This is a genomic window from Variovorax sp. SPNA7 (genome assembly GCF_033807855.1).
Lineage (GTDB): Bacteria > Pseudomonadota > Gammaproteobacteria > Burkholderiales > Burkholderiaceae_C > Variovorax > Variovorax beijingensis.
Genome location: NZ_CP138513.1, coordinates 5,831,009 through 5,850,715 on the forward strand (window position 1 = coordinate 5,831,009; position 19,707 = coordinate 5,850,715).

Consider the following 19,707-nt stretch of genomic DNA (forward strand, 5'->3'; position numbering starts at 1 on the left):
ACACCGGCAAACCTCCGATCCACTCTTCATCGATATAGGAAACAACCATGGCCAACAAGCAGATCTTCGTGAACCTCGCCGTCAAGAACCTCGACAAGTCCAAGGCGTTCTTTGCCGCGCTGGGCTACACCTTCAACGAGAAGTTCACGGACGCCAATGCCGCCTGCATGGTGATCCAGGAGGGCAGCATCCACGCCATGCTGCTGGTGGAAGACTTCTTCAAGACCTTCACGAGCAAGAGCCTCACCGACACCAGCAAGAGCACCGAGGTGCTGCTGTGCCTGTCGTGCGAAAGCCGCACCGAGGTCGACGAGATGGTGGCCAAGGCGGTGGCCGCGGGCGGCACGGTGCCGCGCGAACCGCAGGACTACGGCTTCATGTATGGCCACGGCTTCCAGGACATCGACGGCCACCTGTGGGAGCTGATGTACATGGACCCGAACGCCGAAATGCCGGCGCAGTGAGGTTCCGCCACAGCGGACCAGGACGATGCCCATCGTTCCATATGCGCTCCTCACTGTTGCGCGGAAGGCCCCTTCCCTGAAGCAGGTGCGCCCCGATATTCCAGAAAGCAGCGCCGCCGCGCATTCAGCGGCGGCGCACCCAAACGAAAGGAATACCGAGGTGTCCAGCAACAACGACAGCAGCAGCCCCGTGCTGCAGGTGAGCCCGCTCGGCTTCCCGTGGCAGACGATCGACCCGTTCCTGTTCTGCGTCTATCACGACGACGCCTATCCGAAGGCCAACGCGCAAATGGGGCCCGATGCCCCGCTCGCGGGCCGCCAGATCGGCCAGGACTTCAGCCGCAAGGACGGCTGGAGCATGTACCACGGCGACACGGTGCCGGGCTTTCCCTCGCACCCGCACCGCGGCTTCGAGACGGTGACCATCGTGCGCAAGGGACTGGTCGACCATTCCGATTCGCTGGGCGCCACCGCGCGCTTCGGCGGCGGCGACGTGCAGTGGCTCACGGCCGGCAAGGGCATCGTGCATTCGGAGATGTTTCCGCTGCTCGATGCAAAGGCGCCGAATCCGCTCGAGCTGTTCCAGATCTGGCTCAACCTGCCGGCCGGAAGCAAGATGGCCGAGCCGCACTTCACGATGTTCTGGTCGGAAGCCATTCCGCACCTTGCGTCCGACGACGCGGCGGGCGGCCGCACCGAGATCGCGGTGGTCGCGGGCCAGTTCGGCGGCGCAACCGCGGACAGCACCCAGTCGCCGATTCGTCCGCTGGCGCCGCCGCCTGATTCATGGGCTGCGCAGGCCGATGCCGACGTCGCGATCTGGACGCTCAAGATGACGCCCGGCGCGCAATGGACGCTGCCGCCCGCCACGGGCGAAGGGACGCGGCGCATGCTGTACTTCTTCAAGGGCGCTGCGGCGACCATTGCGGGCCGGCGCGTGGAAGGCCCGGCCGCCATCGAGCTGCGCGCCGGCGCGGCCGTCGAGCTGCGCAATGGCGATGAGGAAGCGGGCGAATTCCTGCTGCTGCAGGGACGTCCCATTGCCGAGCCGGTGGCGCAGTACGGTCCGTTCGTGATGAACACGCAGGCCGAGATCAGCCAGACGCTGGCCGACTACCGCCGCACGCAGTTCGGCGGCTGGCCGTGGAGCGATCCGGCGCCGGTGCATGACCGCGATGCGGAGCGCTTTGCGCGGCACCCCGGCGGGCGCGAGGAAAAGCCGGCGGCCTGAACCACGCGGGCCCGCGGCCTCAGAGCGCCTTGAGGATCTCGGTCGCGGGCGCGGTCATGCTGGGCACGAACTCGATCACGTGCGTGCTGGCCACACCGCTCTGCACGAACGGGTCGCGTGCGAGCACCGCATCGAGCGCGGCGCGGTCGCCCGAGCGCGCGAAGATCACGCCGCCCTTGCGCGGCACCTGCCGGCCCGAGGCCAGGAACAGACCACTTTGGTAGTGCTTTCGCAGCCACGCCATGTGCCCATCCATCAACGCATCGAGCTCTTCAAGCGGACGGATGTAGGTGAGCGTGACGATGAACATGGCAGCGGCGGCAAGTGGATCGGAAGGCTCCGATCGTATGGCCTGGAACGCGGCCATCTCATGACCAGAAGTAACGGAGTGATCCAGGTTTTACGGCTTTCTGATACCGTCTTTTTTGTCGCCCTCAGCTGCAAAGGAGAGTCGCCCATGCCGCTTCGCTCGCCGGGCCTTTTGCCGCCCAGCTTCGTACCGCCGTACCTGCTGGACCGGCTGGCGCAACATGCCAGCGCGCATGCCAGCGCGAAGGCGGCGCAGACGCTGATGATCGACCGCCAGCACCGCGGCCTGCGCGAGGCGGTGGCCGGGCAGGGCGTGTCGTCGGGCCCCGCGCCCAGCTACCTGCGGCGCGGCTCGTCCGCGCGCGCCATCCACGACGCACAGCACACCATGACCCTGCCGGGCCGGCTGGTGCGCGCCGAAGGGCAGGCCGCCATCGGCGACATCGCCGCCGACGAGGCCTACGACTACCTGGGCGCGACCTACCGCCTCTACCACGACATCTACGAGCGAGATTCCATCGACGGTGCGGGCCTGCCGCTCACGGGCAGCGTGCACTACGGCAACGACTACGACAACGCCTTCTGGAACGGCAGGCAGATGGTGTTCGGCGACGGCGACGGCGAGGTCATGAACCGCTTCACCATCGCGGTGGACATCATCGGCCACGAGCTCACGCACGGCGTGATCGACCACGAGTCGGGCCTGGTCTACCAGGGGCAGCCGGGCGCGCTCAACGAGTCGATCTGCGACGTGTTCGGCGCGCTGGTCAAGCAGCACCTGCTCAAGCAGACGGCGCAGCAGGCCGACTGGCTGGTGGGCGCGGGGCTCTTCACCGACAAGGTCAAGGCGCGCGCGCTGCGCTCGATGGCCGAACCCGGCACGGCCTACGACGACCCGGTGCTGGGCAAGGACCCGCAGCCTGCCCACATGAAGGACTTTGTCGACACGCGGCAGGACAATGGCGGCGTGCACATCAACTCCGGCATTCCGAACCGCGCCTTCCATCTTGCTGCCACGGCCATCCAGGGCCCGGCATGGGAGACGGCCGGGCGCGTCTGGTACGACACGGTGTGCGACCGGCGGCTGCGCCAGGACGCCGATTTCCTGGCCTTCGCACAGCTCAGCGTGGAAAATGCGGCCAGGCGCTTCGGCGCCGACAGCGCGGCGCACAAGGCCGTTGGCGCCGCATGGAACACCGTGGGAGTCACACCATCATGATTCAGCTTCCGCCCCTGGACCAGGCCTCCGTCGTGCGCGTGACGCGCGAGGGCGGCGTGGCCTACGTGCCGGGCCTGTCGCGCCCGCGCAGCTACCAGCTGGGCAACTGCAGCGAGGAACTGCGCCAGCAGATCGGCGAAGCGCTGCAAAGCGCCGCGCCCCACGCAGAGCCGCGCGAAGGCCCCGGTTCGCCGGGCGGCGACCAGCGCTTCTACCGCGTGGAAGTGGTGGTGGAAAGCGCCACTTCCCATACAGGTTCTTCGGTCAGCTTCGAGGTGCCCGAGAACGAGGCGCCCGAGTCGCTGGTGCACCTCTGGAAAGACGCGGCCGAGCGCTGAGGCTTCGTCTTCTTCAGCGAATCAAAGGCCGCCGAGCACCGTCGATGCCACCAGCCACACGTTGGCCGAGTTGATCACGCCGAACAGGCCCCAGGCCAGCAGCTTGACCAGCGTGCCGTTGGCAAAGCCGCCCATCAGCGCGCGGCTGCTCGTGAAGCGGATCAGCGGCCACATCGCGAAGGGCAGCTGAAAACTCAGCACCACCTGGCTCAGCACCAGCATCTTGCCCACGCCGCCATCGCCGAACCACCAGACACCCAGGAACGCCGGCCCGAGCGCCAGCCCCCGCGTGATCAGGCGGCGCTGCCAGCACGGGATCTTCAGGTCGAGAAAACCTTCCATGATGATCTGGCCCGCGATGGTGCCGGTGAAGGTCGAGCTCTGGCCCGAGGCCAGGAGCGCAATGCCGAACAGCGTGGCCGCCACCGCGCTGCCCACGATGGGTTCGATGAGCCGGTAGGCGTCGTCGATCTCGGTCACTTCCACATGGCCGGTGCTGTGGAAGGCACTGGCCGCCAGCACCATGATGGCCGCGTTGACCAGGAGCGCGAGCGAGAGCGAGAACACCGCGTCGAAGGTGCAGAAGCGCACCGCCTCGCGCCGCGCCGCATCGCTGTCGGCCACCAGCCGGGTCTGCACGATGGACGAATGCAGGTACAGGTTGTGCGGCATCACGGTGGCGCCCACCACGCCGATCGCAAGGTACAGCGCGCCCGGCTGCTGCAGCCGCTCGAAGCTGGGCGCGAAGCCCATTGCCACGCCGAACCAGTTGGGCTGCGACATCGCGAGCTCCACCACGAAGCAGCCCGCGATGGTGCCCACCAGCCCGAGCACGATCGCCTCCACGCGCCGGAAGCCCGCGCCCTGCAGCCCCAGCACGAGCAAGGTGTCGAACGCCGTGATGCCGATGCCGACCGGAATCGACACACCGAACAGCAGGTGCAATGCGAGCGCGCTGCCCAGCACCTCGGCCAGATCGCAGGCCACGATGGCGAGCTCCGCGCCCAGCCACAGGAAGCGGCTCACGCGCGGCGAATAGTGCTCGCGGCAGGCGCGCGCGAGGTCTTTCTGCGCCACCAGGCCGAGCCGCACGCACAGCGTCTGCAGCAGCATGGCCGCGAGGCTCGCGAGCAGCACCACGAAGAGCAGGCCGTAGCCGAAGCGCGAACCGGCCTCGATGTCGGTCGCCCAGTTGCCCGGGTCCATGTAGCCCACCGATACCAGCAGGCCTGGGCCCGCATAGCGCAGCAGCTTCTTGCCGAAGGGCAGGTCCTGCGGGACCGCCACGCTGCCCTTGACTTCGGAGGGACAGAACGGCGCGGTGGCCGTGCGGGGCAGGGGAAAGAACATGCGGGCGATGATAGGGTCGCGCGCGGGACCGCTGGCCGAGCGGCCGGTCTTTTAGATTCGGCGGTCCCCTTCCACACACATGCAACTACGGAGCTTTTTTCCATGATCCACGTCGTCGCCGTCATCACCGCCAAGCCGGGCCAGCGCGCCAGCCTGCTCGAAGCCTTTGCCGCCAACCGCGCGGCCGTGCTGGCCGAGGAGGGCTGCATCGAATACGGCGCCACGGTCGACGCCGCGGGCGTGCCGGCATCGAAGGCCAGCTTCGGGCCCGACACCTTCGTGGTGATCGAGAAATGGGAAACGCTGGCGCATCTGCAGGCCCATGCGGTGGCACCGCACATGGCGGCGCACGGCGCCAAGACGAAGGAGCTGGTCCAGAGCAAGCTGATCCACGTGCTCGAGCCGGTCTGAAAGATCGGCCTTCGCGCGCGGCGCAATGCCTGCTACCCTCGCGCCGGGATCAGGCATCCCGAGGAGGGACACAAGGTATGGCGATCTTCTTCAGACCGCAGGGTGTGCGCTTGCGCGCTTTCACCGCAACGCTCTTCGCATCGGCCGCGCTGGTGCTGGCGTCCGGCTGCGCGCAGCTGGCCGCGCCGCCCTATGCGGCCGACTACGAGGCGCTCGACCGGCTCGAAGCCGCGCGCCCCGGCATGGTGGCGGTCGCCAAGGTGCAGCCGACCGACCCGAACGACAGTGTCAACACCCTCCGCCTGCGCCGCGCGAAGCTGCTTTCGCCCAGCGGCACCTTCGCGCAGTACCTGGAAGACGCGCTGATGCGCGACCTGGGGGAGATATCGGCCTACGATCCCAAGGCCCCGACCCGCATCGCGGCGCGGATACTCGTCAACGAGCTCGACCTTGGCGTGATCAACGGCACGGGCCGCATGGACGTGGAGGTGGTCGTGACGCGCGCGTCCGCGCAGAGGCTGCGCAAGACCTACCGCGGCGAGCTTGCCTTCGATTCGAGCTACGCCAACATCGTGGCCGTGCCCGCCGGACAGGCCGCCTATCCGAGGCTGGTGCGCGCGCTGCTGCGGCAGGTGTATGCCGATCCGCAATTCATTGCGGCCATTGCGCCCTAGCCACAGCCAGCGCTGGAGAAACCGCACCATGCCTTTTTCTTTTTCGGCCGCTCGCCTGTTGGCCGCTGCGGTCCTGACGGCCTTGCTCGCAGCCTGCGCCCATCCGATCACGATGATCACGGAAACCGCGCCGCCGCGATCGCAGGCGCGCCTCCTTCCCAAGAAGGTGGCCTATGTGATGACCGACGCCCAGCGCGACCAGCAGGTGACCACGGCCGGCGGCAGCGGCGACCGCGTGAGCTACTACCCGTACCGCGACCTCGAGAAGTCGATCCGCGATGCGCTGCGCGCGGTCTACCGCGACGTGGTCGTGCTGCGCACCGCGGGCGACGCAAGGGCCAACGAGGCAGCGGGCGTGTCGCTGGTGTTCACGCCGCAGATCAAGACCGATTCGAGTTCGTCCTCCTGGATCACCTGGCCGCCCACCTCGTTCACCGCCGAGGTGAGCTGCGTGGTGAGCGATGCCGCCGGTGCCGAGGTCACGCGGGTGCGCGCGGTCGGCAACGGCACGGCGGAGTTCGGCGAATTCAACGGCGACTACGGGCTCGCCGCCCGGCGCGCCGCCACGCGGTTGACTTCGCAGCTCAGCAGCGAGATCCGCAGGAACGAGAAGCTGCGCTGAAACGCCCGGTGCCTCGCCCATGAAAAAACGCGCCCGAGGGCGCGTTTTTGCTGTCGAGTCCGCGAAGCCTTACTTCGCCACGACCTTCACCATTTCGAGGCACTTGTTCGAGTAGCCCCATTCGTTGTCGTACCAGCTCACGAGCTTCACGAAGGTGCCGTCCAGCGCAATGCCGGCTTCGGCGTCGAAGATCGAGGTGCGCGGGTCGCCGCGGAAGTCGGTGGCCACCACCTTGTCCTCGGTGTAGCCCAGCACGCCCTTGAGCGCGCCTTCGCTCTGCGACTTCATCTCGGCGCAGATTTCCTTGTAGGTGGCTTCCTTCTCGAGCTCCACCGTGAGGTCGACCACCGACACGTCGGAGGTCGGCACGCGGAAGCTCATGCCCGTGAGCTTCTTGTTGAGCTCGGGAATCACCACGCCCACGGCCTTGGCAGCGCCGGTGCTCGAGGGAATGATGTTTTCCAGGATGCCGCGGCCGCCGCGCCAGTCCTTGTTGCTCGGGCCGTCCACGGTTTTCTGCGTGGCGGTGGCGGCGTGCACGGTGGTCATCAGGCCGCGCTTGATGCCCCACTTGTCGTTCAGCACCTTGGCCAGCGGCGCCAGGCAGTTGGTGGTGCAGCTGGCGTTGCTGACGATGGCTTCGCCGGCGTATTTCTTGTCGTTCACGCCGTAGACGAACATGGGGGTGTCGTCCTTCGACGGCGCCGACATGATCACCTTCTTGGCGCCCGCGTCGAGGTGCTTCTGGCAGGTTTCCTTGGTGAGGAAGAGGCCGGTGGATTCGAGCACGATGTCGGCGCCGACTTCGTTCCACTTCAGCTGCGCCGGGTCGCGCTCCTGCGTGAGGCGGATCTTCTTGCCGTTGACGATCAGCGTGTTGCCTTCCACCGTGACTTCGCCCTTGAAGCGGCCGTGCACCGAGTCGTACTGGAGCATGTAGGCCAGGTAGTCGGGCTCGAGCAGGTCGTTGATGGCGACGATCTCGATGTCGTTCTTGAAGTTCTGCACCGCTGCGCGCAGCACGTTGCGACCGATGCGACCGAAGCCGTTGATACCGAGTTTGATAGCCATCTGATTTGCTCCTAAGGTTGAAAAACTTTTTGATCGAACAGAAAGAAAAACGCTTGGCCGGACTCAGCCGCGCAGGGCGGCTTCGACCGTGGCGGCAACGTTCTCGGCCGTGAAGCCGAAGTGCTTGAACAGCGCCGGTGCCGGGGCCGACTCGCCGTAGCTGTCGATGCCCACGACGGCCGCGCAGCCGTACTTCCACCAGCCGCCGGTGCAGCCCATTTCCACCGCGATGCGCGGCAGCTTCTTGGGCAGCACGGCCTTCTTGTAGGCCACGTCCTGGCGGTCGAAGGTGGTGGTCGAGGGCATCGACACCACGCGCACGGCAATCTTCTTTTCGGCCAGCAGCTTCTGCGCGGCCAGTGCCAGCTGCACTTCGGAACCGGTGGCGATGATGACCGCGGCGGTCTTCTTGCTCTTGAGGCCGACGGCTTCGGGCTCCGACAGCACGTAGGCGCCGCGGCTGATGTCGCCGAGGTCACCCTTGGGCGCATAGGCGATGTTCTGGCGGCTCAGCAGCAGCGCCGTGGGGCGCGACTGGTTCTGCAGCGCCACGGCCCAGGCCACGGCGGTCTCGGCGGTGTCGCCCGGGCGCCAGACGTCGAGGTTCGGAATCAGGCGCAGCGAGGCGGCGTGCTCGATCGACTGGTGCGTGGGGCCGTCTTCGCCCAGGCCGATGGAGTCGTGCGTGAACACGTGCACCACGCGGCGCTTCATGAGCGCGGCCATGCGGATGGCGTTGCGGCTGTAGTCGCTGAAGGTCAGGAAGGTGCCGCCGTAGGGAATGAAGCCGCCATGCAGCGCCACGCCGTTCATGATGGCCGCCATGCCGAACTCGCGCACGCCATAGTTGATGTGGCGGCCGATCTCGCCATGCGGCGGCTCGACGGCTGCGCCCTGCGCGGCTTCGTCTTCTGCGCCTTGCGCAGGCTGCGTCGCGACAGGCGCGTTCTGCACCACGGCGCCGGTCTTGGCGTCGAAGCGCAGCGCGGCGGTGCTCTTGGTGTTGGTGAGGTTGGAGCCCGTGAGGTCGGCGCTGCCGCCGAGCATTTCGGGCAGTGCGGCGGTGAAGGCCTCGAGCGCGAGCTGGCTGGCCTTGCGGCTGGCCACGGTTTCGCCCTTGGTGTGGGCGGCCACCACGGTGTCGAACGCCACCTGGTGGAAGTTCTTCGGCAGCTCGCCCTTCATGCGGCGGGTGAACTCGGCGGCCAGGACGGGGTAGGCCTTGGCGTAGGCGTCGAAGCTGTCGTTCCAGGCCGCTTCGGCGCGGGCGCCTTCTTCCTTGTGGTTCCAGTCGGCGTAGGCTTCCTGCGGCACTTCGAAGGCCGCGTACGGCCAGTTCAGCGCGGCGCGGGTGAGCGCGATTTCGTCGGCGCCCAGCGGCTCGCCGTGCGCCTTGGCGGTGTTGGCGCGGTTCGGGCTGCCCTTGCCGATCTGCGTCTTGCAGATGATGAGGGTGGGCTTCGAATCTTCCTTCTTGGCCTTGGCGATGGCCTTGGACACGTCCTTGGCGTCGTTGCCGTCGATCGGGCCGATCACGTTCCAGCCGTAGGCCTTGAAGCGTTCTTCGGTGTTGTCGATGAACCAGGGCTTCACCTGGCCGTCGATGCTGATGCCGTTGTCGTCATACAGCGCGATCAGCTTGTTCAGGTGCCAGGCGCCAGCCAGCGCGCAGGCTTCATGGCTGATGCCTTCCATCATGCAACCGTCGCCCAGGAAGGCGTAGGTGTGGTGGTCGACGATGGCGTGGTCCTTGCGGTTGAACTCGGCCGCGAGCAGCTTCTCGGCCAGCGCAAAGCCCACGGCATTGGTGATGCCCTGGCCCAGCGGGCCGGTGGTGGTTTCCACGCCGGGGGTCACGTCGACCTCGGGGTGGCCCGCGGTCTTGCTGTGCAGCTGGCGGAAGTTCTTGAGCTCGCCGAGGGGCAGGTCGTAGCCCGTGAGGTGCAGCACCGAATACAGCAGCATCGAGGCGTGGCCGTTCGACAGCACGAAGCGGTCGCGGTCGAACCAGTGCGGGTTCGCGGGGTTGTAGCGCAGGTGTTCGCCCCAGAGTGCGACGGCCATGTCGGCCATGCCCATCGGTGCGCCCGGATGGCCGGAGTTTGCTTGTTGGACGGCATCCATGGCCAGCGCGCGAATCGCGTTGGCCATCAGGGCTTGGTTTGCCATGGGCGGTGGACTTTCGGGGAATGTGGATTGGGGGGAACCCGCGATTTTACCGGGCTCGCTCCAACCCCCTCCGATACGGGCCGAACACCCGACTGATGTTCTTTGGCGACACGCGGACTGCTAGAGTTGCCACCCATGCACGGGCTGCACCTCACCGCCGATCTCCACGACTGCCAATGCGCCATGCAATGGCTCACCGACAAGGAGGCGCTCGGCGCCGTCTGCCTCAAGGCGGCAACGGCCGCCGGGTTGCAGCCGGTGGGCAAGCTGGTCCATGGTTTTCCGGCCACACCCCAAGGGCCGGGCGGGGTCACGGCCACCGTGCTGCTGGCCGAATCGCACCTGTGCATCCACACCTGGCCCGAGCAGCGCGGCGCCACGCTCGACGTGTATGTGTGCAACTTCGGCGGCGACCATTCAGCCAAGGCGCATGCGCTGATGGAATGCCTGGTCGCGCTTTTCCAGCCGCGCCACAGCGAACGCAACGAGCTGCTGCGCGGCCGGGTGGCCGCTTGAAGCCGGTGGCGTCTTCTTTTTCTGCGGTGCGGGCGATGATCCTCGCGGCAGGCCGCGGCGAACGCATGCGGCCGCTGACCGACACCACGCCCAAGCCGCTGCTCGAAGTGCGCGGCAAGCCGCTCATGCAGTGGCCGATGGAGGCGCTGGCCGCCGGCGGCTTCACCGAGCTGGTGGTCAACACTGCCTGGCTCGGCGAGAAGATATCAAACCGCTTCGGCCCCAATCCCTTGCTGGATGGGCACCCTGCGCTATCGATTTCATACTCCGACGAAGGCCATGACTTCGGCGAAGCGCTGGAGACGGCCGGCGGCATCGTGCGCGCGCTGCCGCAGCTGGGCGAGATTTTCTGGGTGGCGGCCGGCGACGTGTTCGCGCCGGATTTCGCCTTCACGCAGGCCGCAGTGGACCGCTTCGCGGCCAGCGGCAAGCTGGCGCACCTGTGGCTGGTGCCGAACCCGGCGCACAACCCAAAGGGCGACTTCGGCATTTCCGCGGAAGGCCTGGCACTCAATTCGGCGCCCGAGAAGTACACCTTCTCGACCATCGGCCTGTACCGCGCCGCGCTCTTCGCGCCGCCCTATTGCGGCATCCCGGCCGGCAACCCGGCGGGCGCCAAAGCCCCGCTGGCACCGATCCTGCGCGCCGCGATGGACAATGAACGCGTGAGCGCCGAGCTCTACACCGGTCCCTGGACCGACGTGGGAACGCCCGAACGGCTTCTTCAACTGAACACGCCAAGATGACCTCAGAAGACACCACGATCTACGCCGAGCGCCGCGCGCGCCTCGCCTCGCAACTGGGCAAGGACGGCATCGCCATCGTCCCGACCGCGCCCGAGCGCCAGCGCAACCGCGACAGCGACTTCCTGTTCCGGCACGACAGCTACTTCTACTACCTGACCGGCTTCACCGAACCGAACGCCTGGCTGGTGCTCGCGGGCGACGGCCGCAGCATGCTGTTCTGCGCGCCCAAGGACCTGGAGCGCGAGATCTGGGACGGCTATCGCCTGGGCCCCGATGCGGCCCCCGCGGCGCTTGGCGTGGACGAGGCCTTCTCGGTCGACGAGCTCGACGCCCGGCTGCCGAAGCTGCTCGAGAACAAGTCGACCGTGTGGTTTCCGTTCGCGATCCACAAGGGGCTCGAAACCCGCGTCGACGGCTGGCTGCAATCGGTGCGCGCGCGCGTGCGCTACGGCGCGCTGTGCCCCGAGGAGTTGCACGACCTGTGCGGCCCGCTCGACGAAATGCGCCTGGTGAAGGACGCGCACGAGCAGGACATCATGCGGCGCGCCGCGCAGATCAGCGCGCGGGCCCACATCCGCGCGATGCAGCTGTCGGCGCGCATGCTGCGCGAAGGCAAGGACGTGCGTGAATACCACCTCGACGCCGAACTGCTGCACGAGTTCCGCCTGGGCGGCTCGCAATACCCGGCCTACGGCTCGATCGTGGCGGCGGGCGCCAACGCCTGCGTGCTGCACTACCGCGCCGACGCGGCGCCCGTACGCAATGGCGAACTGGTGCTGATCGACGCGGGCTGCGAGCTCGACGGCTACGCGAGCGACATCACGCGCACCTTTCCGGCCAACGGCAAGTTCAGCGGGCCGCAGCGCGCGCTGTACGACCTGGTGCTGGCCAGCCAGGACGCCTCGGCCGCGGCCACCAAGGCCGGCAACCGCTTCAACGATCCGCACGATGCGGCAGTGAAGGTGCTCGCGCAGGGCATGCTCGACCTGGGCCTGCTCGATGCCAACAAGGTGGGCGGCGTCGACGACGTGATCGACTCGCGCGCCTACTTCCAGTTCTACATGCACCGCACCGGCCACTGGCTCGGCATGGACGTGCACGACTGCGGCAACTACGTGGAGCCCACGCAGGTGGGCGAGGTGAGCGAGCGCAAGGACCCGCTGTCGAACGAACTCATCAAGAACCGGCCGAGCCGCATCCTGCACCCCGGCATGGTGCTGACGCTGGAGCCCGGCATCTACGTGCGCCCCGCCGAGGGCGTGCCCGAGCAGTTCCACAACATCGGCATCCGCATCGAGGACGACGCGATCGTCACGGCCACGGGCTGCGAACTCATTTCGCGCGGCGTGCCGGTGAAGGCGGACGAGATCGAGGCGCTGATGCGCGCGTGAGCGCCGTCCGCAAGCGGCCTTCCAACCCGGTGGAGGACCGCCCACCGTATTGGATGCAGCAATGGCTGGTGCATCACAGGAAGTCTGGTCGTTTCGATGGGCATGAGTACCGCATCTACGACATCCACAAGACCAAGGGCCCGCCGCAGTCCTCGGCCTGCGCGGAAGGCGTGATCTCGCGGATCGGCGATACCGCACTGGAACTGCGGGAGCCCGAGTCCGCCTTTTCTGGTTATGCGATCTGGTTCGGCCTGCTGGCCGCGGCGCCGATGGTGGCGCTGCTGTTCTACGCAGACATGCCGCAGTCCCTCTGGGGCGCGCTGCTCGCCCTCTGGCTGGTCTGTATGGGGCTGTGTGCCGTCGCTTTCGGGGCGCTCTGGATTTTCGCGACTTTCAAGGAACTGCTGGCCCCCACGCGGTTGAGCGTCGGCTTCCTGTTCGACCGGCTCAACCAGAGACTGTGGTGGCACGACGGCACGAAGGAACAGTGGGTGGCGTGGGACCGGATCCGCGTCGTCCATCGCCCCGGCTTCCCGGGGACGGAAAGCGTCGAGGCTCTGCGCCTGCTGGTACTGGACAAGGACGATTCACTCGTCTGCACATCGCCGCAGGGGACGAAACCATTGGCCTTCACGCTGCCCGCCTGGCGAGTCGGCCATCAATGCACGCGATCGCACGATCCCCACACCGAAGCGCGCAAGGCTGTCCTCGACTTCATTGCGGTGTTCATGCGCGACGGCCGCGCATCGTTGCCTGCCACCCGCTGGCGAACGCCAGCGAAGGACCGTGAACGGCTGTTCCTGGACCTGGCTCACACGCTGGATTTTTTCGCCGGTCCTCGCGCAAGCACCTCGAGGAATGTGCGCGCCTGCTGCGCGGTGCTGATGGCGCTGGCCGCGCCTTTCCTGCTGCCGCCGCAATGGATGCACGCCCTCGCCGAGTTCCGGCGGCGGCCGGGCGAATGGTCGGCCGCCACCTTGCAGGCGGTCGGGATCGACCCAGGTTCGCCTACGACCCGCCTGGCCGCTCCTGCAGGCAGCCGATCCTTGCACGCCCCTCTTGACCGGGAGCAGCGTACGCTGGCGTGGATCTGGATTGCCACCGCCTTCGCCACGTATTTCATCATCGGGTGGAAGATCGTCCACTGAGTGCGCGCAGGGGCCGCTGTGCCGGCTGCGAACTCATTTCGCGCGGCGTGCCGGTGAAGGCGGACGAGATCGAGGCGCTGATGCGAGCTTGACGGCGCGCTGCGACACCGGCGGCGGCGCATGCCGCGCCTGGAGGAAGTCGATAAACACCCTGAGCTTGCGCGGCATCTGCGCGCGGCTCGGGTGGTACAGGTAGAACCCCGGAAAGGTGGGCCACCAGGGCTCGAGCAGCGGCACCAGGCCCCCGCTTTCCAGATCGCCGCGCACCATGCCTTCGAAGGCCACCATGATGCCCGCGCCGTCGCGCGCGGCGGCCAGCAGCACATCGCCGTCGTTGCTGATCAGCGGCCCGGCCACTTCGACATCGAGCACGCGGCCGTCCTGCGCGTATTCCCAGCGATAGAGGGCGCCCGTGGTCAGGCGATAGTTCAGGCACTGGTGCTCGCGCAGGTCCTCGGGCGTCTTCGGCGGCCTGCGCCCCGCCAGGTAGCGCGGCGACGCCAGGGTCACCATGCGCTGCGGCCCACCCACCGGCAGGGCCACCACGTCCTGCGCCAGGCTTTCGCCGAGCCGGATGCCGGCATCGAAACCGCCTTCGACCAGTTCGATCATGCGGTTGTCGCAGACCAGCTCCAGCGTGATGTCGGGATAGGCCTCGGCAAAGTCCGCGAAGTGCGGATTCAGCAGCAATTCGGCCGACACGCGCGCGACGTTCAGGCGCAGCAGCCCGGCCGGCTTGTCGCGCGCCTCGTCGAGGCCTTCGACCGCCTGCGCGAGCGCGGCCAGCGCCGGCTGCGCGCCCTTGAGCAATTGCTGGCCCAGCTCGGTCACGCCGACGCGCCGCGTGGTGCGGTCGAGCAGGCGCACGCCCAGCCGCCCCTCGAGCGTGCGCACGGTCTGCGACAGGGCCGAGGGCGATACGCCCAACTCTTGCGCCGCCCGCGTGAAGCTGGCGTGGTGCGCAACGCGTGCGAAGGCGGCGATCGCGGGGAGCAGGTCGGGGGACATGAGCGAATTATGAGGACGCGCTTCCGCCGGCGGCTCGCGCCGGCGCTGCCTACCTGGCCTGCAACAGCGCGCCCGCCTCCAGCAGCACCAGCTCGTTGTCGTCTGCCTTGTTGGGCTCGCGGCTGCTGGAGAAGGGCAGGTTGTTGTCATTGCCCACCACGATGTGCGTGGCATCGACGACGTCGACGTTCTCGATCGTGAAGAACGGGAACTTGAGCACGCCGTCGTTCAGCGGCTTGCGCGCGAGCTTGGCCGGGTCGGCCATGTTCAGCAGGTCGATGTAGCCGATCTTGCGCACCGCGCCGCCCACGTTGGCGTCGCTCAGCTCGATCTTGTAGACGCGCTTGAACTTCGCGATGTCGTGGAAGCAGTCGCTGCGCTTCTGGCCTTCGGGGCAGCCCTTGTCGCTGCTGCCTTCACCGTTGTCGCGCTCGATGACCAGCCCGGTGGTCGCGTCGATCATGTTGAAGTCGCCGATGGCGTGGCCATTCGCTTCGAGCGGGTACTTCCAATGACGGCCGGTCCATTTTTCAGACGCCACGTCGAACTCCAGCACGCGCAGCGCTTCCTTGCCATCCAGCTTCTCGTAGTCCTTCGCCTCGGCGTTCCACACCGGGCCTTCGAGCAGCGCATAGAGCTTGCTGCCGTCCTTCGACGCGGCCATGCCTTCGAAGCCCTTGGAGCGCTTGACCTGGAAATCGACCGCGCCGCCCGGTGCGCCCGGCGTGGTGACCGCCGGATGGTCGGGCGAGCGCACGGCCTTGCCGTCGACCTGCGTGTCGAACACCGCGAGCACCTTGCCCTTCCGGTCGGCCTTGATCAGGAACGGGCCGAACTCCTCGCCGATCCACAATGCGCCGCCGGCGAACTGGAAGCTCTCGGGGTCGAAGTCGGAGCCGGTCAGGTAGCGCTGCTTCGTGCCTTCATGGACGATGCGGAACGGCACCTTCTTGTCCGGATCGTGCAGGAAGATGGTGTTCAGGCGGTTGAACTTTCCGCTCTTGAAGTCCACCTTGTAGTGGTTCAGGTAGAGCATGAAATCGGGCGAGTTGGCCTTGGCACCGGCGCCGTTGTCGGTGAGGATCCAGAACGAGCCATCGTCCATCTTCTTGATGCCCGAGTGGCCCTGCAACGGCTGGCCCTTGAAGGGCACCGAGACACCGGTGCCGCGTCCGGCCGAGAGACCTTCCACCGTGCCCAATGCCTCCACGCGCTTGCCCGAGGTGAACTTGCCGCTGGCCTGCAGGTCGGCGGATGCATCCTTGGGCGCAGCAACGAAGCTCTGCGCGGGCAGCACGGCATGGCCCGCGAGTGTCGCGGGGAAGGCGGTCTGGGCGGCGGCGTGGCCGCAGGCGAGCGCGGCGGCCAGCGCGATGAAGGAAGAACAGAAGAAGAAAGAGGCAGGACGCGTCATTGGAAAAGAGGGTTCCGTGTCGAAACGCGAGACCATGCCGACCACGCGTGACGCGGCCATGACATGAAGGCACCGGCGCCTTCAGGCCAGCGCCGCGCCCGCGACGTGACCGCGCGTGAACGCCTCCTCGAAGATCGAGTAGCCCGACCAGTCGGCGTGCGCGAACGATAGCCGGCCCGCAGCCACGCGATCGCCATGCGCGCCGATCTGCGCGAGCAGGCCCGGCCGTGGGATCGACATGGCGTGTCCGTAGCGCGTGATCTCGATGCGCGTCGCGAGCGAAGGCAGGTCGGGGTGCGGCACCGAGAGCTCGGCGAGCAGGTCGTCGCGCCAGCCGGTCCAGGGGCGGTCGAGCAGCAGGCGGCGGCCATCGGCGCCGTCGTGGCGGCTCGGGCCAAGCGGGCGGTACCAGCTCAGCACGGTGCCGCGCGGCGTGGGGTCGAGTGCCTGATGGCGCGCATCGACATAGCCGAGGCCGCGCGTGCCGTAGATCACGTTGTCCCAGCTCGGCGCGGCGCCGGGGCGATCCGCAAGCGGTCCGCGCAGGTGCACGTTGGCCACGAGCCAGGGGGCATAGCGCAGGTGCGCGGCGGCGTTCTTCAACACCTCCGGCCCGTTCTCGACGACGCGCGCGGCAATGAACACCGGCAGCGCAACGATGCAGCGCTCGGCCTGCCAGCGCACCAGCGATTTCGACGCGGCATCCCACGCGTCGACCTCGACGCCGCCGCGAAGCTCGGCGATGCGCGTGACGGCCTGGCCCGTATGCAGCCGGTCGCCCAGCGGCTCGGCCAGCCGCTTCGTGAGCCAGCCGTTGCCCTCTGGCCAGGTCAGCACGCCGTCGCGCTCGGCGTTCGGATCGGCGCCGCTGCTCGATGAACCCGGCGCGTGAAATCCGTGCCGGCTTGCGAAATAGTGGATGCCGGCCCAGGCCGAGACCTGTTCGACGCCCGCGCCGTAGTCGTCGCGGCAGCAGTAGTCGAGGTACCAGCGCAGCTGCGCATCGCCGAAGCCCTCGCCGTCGAGCCAGTTCGCGAAAGGGAGGGCGTCGAGCGCGAGCAGCTCGGGCGTGACCGCGGCCCTCTGCGCGGGAATGGCGAAGTGCGCAGCGTGCTGCAAGGCGTCGATGCGCTGCGCGAACTTGCGGTATTGCGCGTGCGTCTCGGCGCCCACGCCGTGCATGGGCAGCAGGCCGTCCTGCCACTCGCCCTGGAAGAACAGCCGCTCCTGCGGGCTGTGGCAAAGGTGGCGTTCGTCGTATTCCCAGCGGCCCGCCACGCGCCGGCGCAGGCCGAGTTCCTCGAGCAGGTCCTGCACTTCGCGCGCATCGTCGCCGGGCGTCGGCAGGTAGTGCGCGCCGAGCGGACAGGCAATGCCGCCCACCATGCCGGCGCGCGCATTGCCGCCTGCCGCATCCTCGAGTTCGAGCAGCACGAAGTCCTCGATGCCCGCGAGCCGCAGTGCGCGCGCGGCGGCGAGACCTGCGACGCCGCCGCCGGCAATCACCACCCGCGTGCGCTTGGCGGTTGCCGGAGACGAGCTCTTGAGCGTGCCGTCGCGCAGCGCATGGCCGCGCGCCACATCGATGCCGGTGAAGCCGCCTTCGATGGGCGGCGGCGGGGCCTCGCAGCCCGCGAGCGCAAGGGCACCCGCCGCACCGGCCACGCCGAGGAAATCGCGCCGCTGCATGCCGTCCCTAGGGCCTGTTAACGCTATGGAAGGGAAGCTCGCCACAGCCCGCCCCTCGGCGTTGCGCTCCTTGTGCGTGCGCACGCACGCACGGCGTCACGCGCCTTGACGGGCGGGCTGTGGCGAGCTTCGCGACCCCTTCCATAGCGTTAACAGGCCCTAGTGCGTCGTGATCACCTTGCCCCACTCCTGCTCATAGGTGGTGACAAGGGTCTGGTTCGACAGCCGGTTCACTTCGGCCGGCACGCGCGCCATGTCGAGCGGAAAGTCGAACATCAGCGGCAAGGTGGAAGGCGAGAGAAAGCGCAGGCCCGAAGGCAGCGCATCGGGCATGCGGTACGGCCGCCGGCTCGCGATGATGAAGCCCCATTCGCCGAAGCTCGGCACATGCGCGTGGTAGGGCGTCGCGCGCAGGCCGACCGACTCGATGGTCGCCGCCACGGTCCAGTAGCTCTTGCGCGCGACCAGCGGCGAGGTGGTCTGGATCACCGCGTAGCCGCTCGCCGAAAGGCGCTTCTCGAGCAGTGCATAGAAGCTGTTGGTGTAGAGCTTGCCGATCGCGAAGTTGGTGGGATCGGGGAAGTCGACCACGATCACATCGAAAAAGTCCCCGGCCTCCTGCAACCACTGGAACGCATCGGTATTGACGATCTTCACCTTCGGCGAAGACAGCGCATGGCCGTTGAGCGCCGCCAGCGTTTCGTGCGCTGTGAAGAGCTGGGTCATGTTCGGGTCAAGTTCCACCAGCGTGACCGATTCGACCGAGGGATATTTCAGGATCTCGCGCACCGCCATGCCGTCGCCGCCGCCGAGCACCGCGACTTTCTTCGGCGCGCCCTGCGCGGCCATCACCGGATGGACGAGCGCCTCGTGGTAGCGGTACTCGTCGCGCTCGGCGAACTGCAGGTTGCCGTTCAGGAACAGCCGGTGCCCGAGCTGCCCGCGCGTGACCACGATGCGCTGGTAGGGCGAGGTGGCGCTGAACACGATGCGGTCCTGGTAGAACCTGTCTTCGGCCAGCGTGGTGATGTGGCCGGCCCCGGCGAAGGCGCCCACCAGCGCGGCCAGCGCGAGGAAGCAGGCCAGCGCGTGCGCGCCGATGCGGCGCAGCTCATGGCGGAACAGCCACAGCGCCCACACGGCCACCGCCGCATTCATGATGCCGAACAGCAGGCCGGTGCGGATCATGCCGAGCTGCGGCACCAGGATGAGCGGAAAGGCCACCGACACCGCCAGCGCGCCGAGGTAGTCGAAGGTGAGCACCTGCGACACCAGGTTCTTGAGCTGGATGTTGCGCTTGAGGATGCGCATCACCAGCGGGATCTCGAGCCCCACCAGCGTGCCGACCACCACCACGAGCCCGTAGAGCAGCAGGCGGAAGGCGCCGGGCACGTAGGCGTTCGCGAGGAAAAGAATGGCCGGCAGCGCGCCGCCGACCAGCGCCACGAGCAGTTCGATGCGCAAAAAGTGCGCCGGCAGCTGGCGCTCGAAGAAGCGCGAGAGCCACGAGCCCACGCCCATGGCGAATAGGTAGGTGCCGATGATGGTGCTGAACTGCAGCACCGAGTCGCCGAGCAGGTAGGAGCTCAGCGCGGCCGCGGTCAGCTCGTAGACCAGCCCGCAGGCCGCGACCACGAACACGCTGGCGAGCAGCGCGATCTCGACCGGCTGCGGCCCGCGCGCATCGGCGGAATGCGCGGACACGGCCGCCTCCCCGCTCAATGGATCGCTGCGGCGACGATGACGCAGATGCCCAGGCTCATGGCGGCCACCACCAGGCCCAGCGCCACGTTCTGCTTCTCGACGATCTCGCCCCAGAGGTCATAAGGCGTGAGCTTGTCGATGATCAGGAAGCAGAGCCAGAAGATCAGCACGCCAAGCAGCGCATACACGAGCGATCCGAGGACCACGCCCGGTTTCAGCCATTCAAATCCCAT

20 protein-coding genes are annotated in these 19,707 nt (G+C 67.7%); 11 read left to right on the top strand and 9 right to left on the bottom strand.

The features are described from left to right. Positions 1–47: 47 nt before the first annotated feature. Positions 48–464: a VOC family protein gene (locus RZE77_RS27410; protein ID WP_319440097.1), complete on the top strand. Its 417-nt coding sequence runs from the start codon at positions 48–50 to the stop codon at positions 462–464. A 76-nt stretch (positions 465–540) separates the two neighbouring features. Beyond that, on the top strand, positions 541–1,695 hold the full coding sequence (locus RZE77_RS27415; RefSeq protein ID WP_319442425.1) for a pirin family protein: 1,155 nt from the start codon (positions 541–543) through the stop codon (positions 1,693–1,695). A 19-nt stretch (positions 1,696–1,714) separates the two neighbouring features. Here RZE77_RS27415 and RZE77_RS27420 read toward each other — a convergent pair whose 3' ends face one another. Then, a complete protein-coding gene (locus RZE77_RS27420; RefSeq protein WP_021013135.1) occupies positions 1,715–2,005 on the bottom strand; it encodes a YciI family protein in 291 nt (96 codons plus the stop codon). A 147-nt stretch (positions 2,006–2,152) separates the two neighbouring features. On the opposite strand from RZE77_RS27420, the gene RZE77_RS27425 reads away from it, so the two are divergent. Together RZE77_RS27425 and RZE77_RS27430 are read left to right on the top strand one after the other, a co-directional pair. Further along, positions 2,153–3,223 (top strand): M4 family metallopeptidase, encoded by a 1,071-nt coding sequence (locus tag RZE77_RS27425; protein WP_319440098.1) that lies wholly within the window; start codon positions 2,153–2,155, stop codon positions 3,221–3,223. Further along, the gene (locus RZE77_RS27430) at positions 3,220–3,561 is read left to right on the top strand and encodes a protealysin inhibitor emfourin (RefSeq protein ID WP_319440099.1); all 342 of its coding nucleotides are present in this window, start codon (positions 3,220–3,222) and stop codon (positions 3,559–3,561) included. Before RZE77_RS27425 ends, RZE77_RS27430 begins: the two co-directional genes overlap by 4 nt. A 21-nt stretch (positions 3,562–3,582) precedes the next feature. Here RZE77_RS27430 and RZE77_RS27435 read toward each other — a convergent pair whose 3' ends face one another. Then, positions 3,583–4,911 (bottom strand): Nramp family divalent metal transporter, encoded by a 1,329-nt coding sequence (locus RZE77_RS27435; RefSeq protein WP_319440100.1) that lies wholly within the window; start codon positions 4,909–4,911, stop codon positions 3,583–3,585. 102 nt (positions 4,912–5,013) lie between these two features. Between RZE77_RS27435 and RZE77_RS27440 the strand changes: the two genes are divergently transcribed. The 3 genes from RZE77_RS27440 (at position 5,014) to RZE77_RS27450 (ending at position 6,618) form a co-directional block, all read left to right on the top strand. Next, positions 5,014–5,322: a putative quinol monooxygenase gene (locus tag RZE77_RS27440; protein ID WP_015867994.1), complete on the top strand. Its 309-nt coding sequence runs from the start codon at positions 5,014–5,016 to the stop codon at positions 5,320–5,322. Between the two features lie 104 nt (positions 5,323–5,426). Continuing rightward, positions 5,427–5,996, top strand: a complete 570-nt coding sequence (locus tag RZE77_RS27445; RefSeq protein WP_319442426.1) for a hypothetical protein — start codon at positions 5,427–5,429, stop codon at positions 5,994–5,996. A gap of 28 nt (positions 5,997–6,024) precedes the next feature. Beyond that, the gene (locus tag RZE77_RS27450; protein ID WP_319440101.1) at positions 6,025–6,618 is read left to right on the top strand and encodes a hypothetical protein; all 594 of its coding nucleotides are present in this window, start codon (positions 6,025–6,027) and stop codon (positions 6,616–6,618) included. Positions 6,619–6,687: 69 nt separating this feature from the next. Here RZE77_RS27450 and gap read toward each other — a convergent pair whose 3' ends face one another. Both gap and RZE77_RS27460 read right to left on the bottom strand, forming a co-directional pair. Then, positions 6,688–7,689: a type I glyceraldehyde-3-phosphate dehydrogenase gene (gene gap / locus RZE77_RS27455; RefSeq protein WP_015867997.1), complete on the bottom strand. Its 1,002-nt coding sequence runs from the start codon at positions 7,687–7,689 to the stop codon at positions 6,688–6,690. Between the two features lie 63 nt (positions 7,690–7,752). Next, positions 7,753–9,858 (bottom strand): transketolase family protein, encoded by a 2,106-nt coding sequence (locus RZE77_RS27460; protein WP_319440102.1) that lies wholly within the window; start codon positions 9,856–9,858, stop codon positions 7,753–7,755. A gap of 135 nt (positions 9,859–9,993) precedes the next feature. Between RZE77_RS27460 and speD the strand changes: the two genes are divergently transcribed. The 4 genes from speD to RZE77_RS27480 are packed head-to-tail and all read left to right on the top strand — an operon-like array spanning position 9,994 to position 13,659. Then, entirely contained in the window at positions 9,994–10,374 is a 381-nt protein-coding gene (gene speD, locus RZE77_RS27465; RefSeq protein ID WP_124959209.1) for an adenosylmethionine decarboxylase, read from the top strand. Positions 10,375–10,409: 35 nt separating this feature from the next. Beyond that, positions 10,410–11,120, top strand: coding sequence for a nucleotidyltransferase family protein (locus RZE77_RS27470; protein ID WP_319440103.1), 711 nt, complete (start codon positions 10,410–10,412; stop codon positions 11,118–11,120). Next, positions 11,117–12,511: an aminopeptidase P N-terminal domain-containing protein gene (locus RZE77_RS27475; RefSeq protein WP_319440104.1), complete on the top strand. Its 1,395-nt coding sequence runs from the start codon at positions 11,117–11,119 to the stop codon at positions 12,509–12,511. The genes RZE77_RS27470 and RZE77_RS27475 overlap by 4 nt, the downstream gene beginning before the upstream one ends. Continuing rightward, a complete protein-coding gene (locus RZE77_RS27480; protein WP_319440105.1) occupies positions 12,508–13,659 on the top strand; it encodes a hypothetical protein in 1,152 nt (383 codons plus the stop codon). The genes RZE77_RS27475 and RZE77_RS27480 overlap by 4 nt, the downstream gene beginning before the upstream one ends. Before the next feature lie 33 nt (positions 13,660–13,692). On the opposite strand, the gene RZE77_RS27485 is transcribed toward RZE77_RS27480, so the two are convergent. The 5 genes from RZE77_RS27485 to RZE77_RS27505 form a co-directional block, all read right to left on the bottom strand. Next, positions 13,693–14,667, bottom strand: coding sequence for a LysR family transcriptional regulator (locus tag RZE77_RS27485; RefSeq protein ID WP_319440106.1), 975 nt, complete (start codon positions 14,665–14,667; stop codon positions 13,693–13,695). 49 nt (positions 14,668–14,716) lie between these two features. Beyond that, on the bottom strand, positions 14,717–16,081 hold the full coding sequence (locus RZE77_RS27490) for an esterase-like activity of phytase family protein (RefSeq protein ID WP_319440107.1): 1,365 nt from the start codon (positions 16,079–16,081) through the stop codon (positions 14,717–14,719). 81 nt (positions 16,082–16,162) lie between these two features. After that, positions 16,163–17,770, bottom strand: coding sequence for an FAD-dependent oxidoreductase (locus RZE77_RS27495; protein WP_319440108.1), 1,608 nt, complete (start codon positions 17,768–17,770; stop codon positions 16,163–16,165). Between the two features lie 159 nt (positions 17,771–17,929). Beyond that, complete coding sequence (locus RZE77_RS27500; protein ID WP_319428281.1) at positions 17,930–19,474, bottom strand: polyamine aminopropyltransferase; 1,545 nt, start codon at positions 19,472–19,474, stop codon at positions 17,930–17,932. 14 nt (positions 19,475–19,488) lie between these two features. Further along, positions 19,489–19,707 (bottom strand): DUF350 domain-containing protein, encoded by a 219-nt coding sequence (locus tag RZE77_RS27505; protein WP_015868006.1) that lies wholly within the window; start codon positions 19,705–19,707, stop codon positions 19,489–19,491.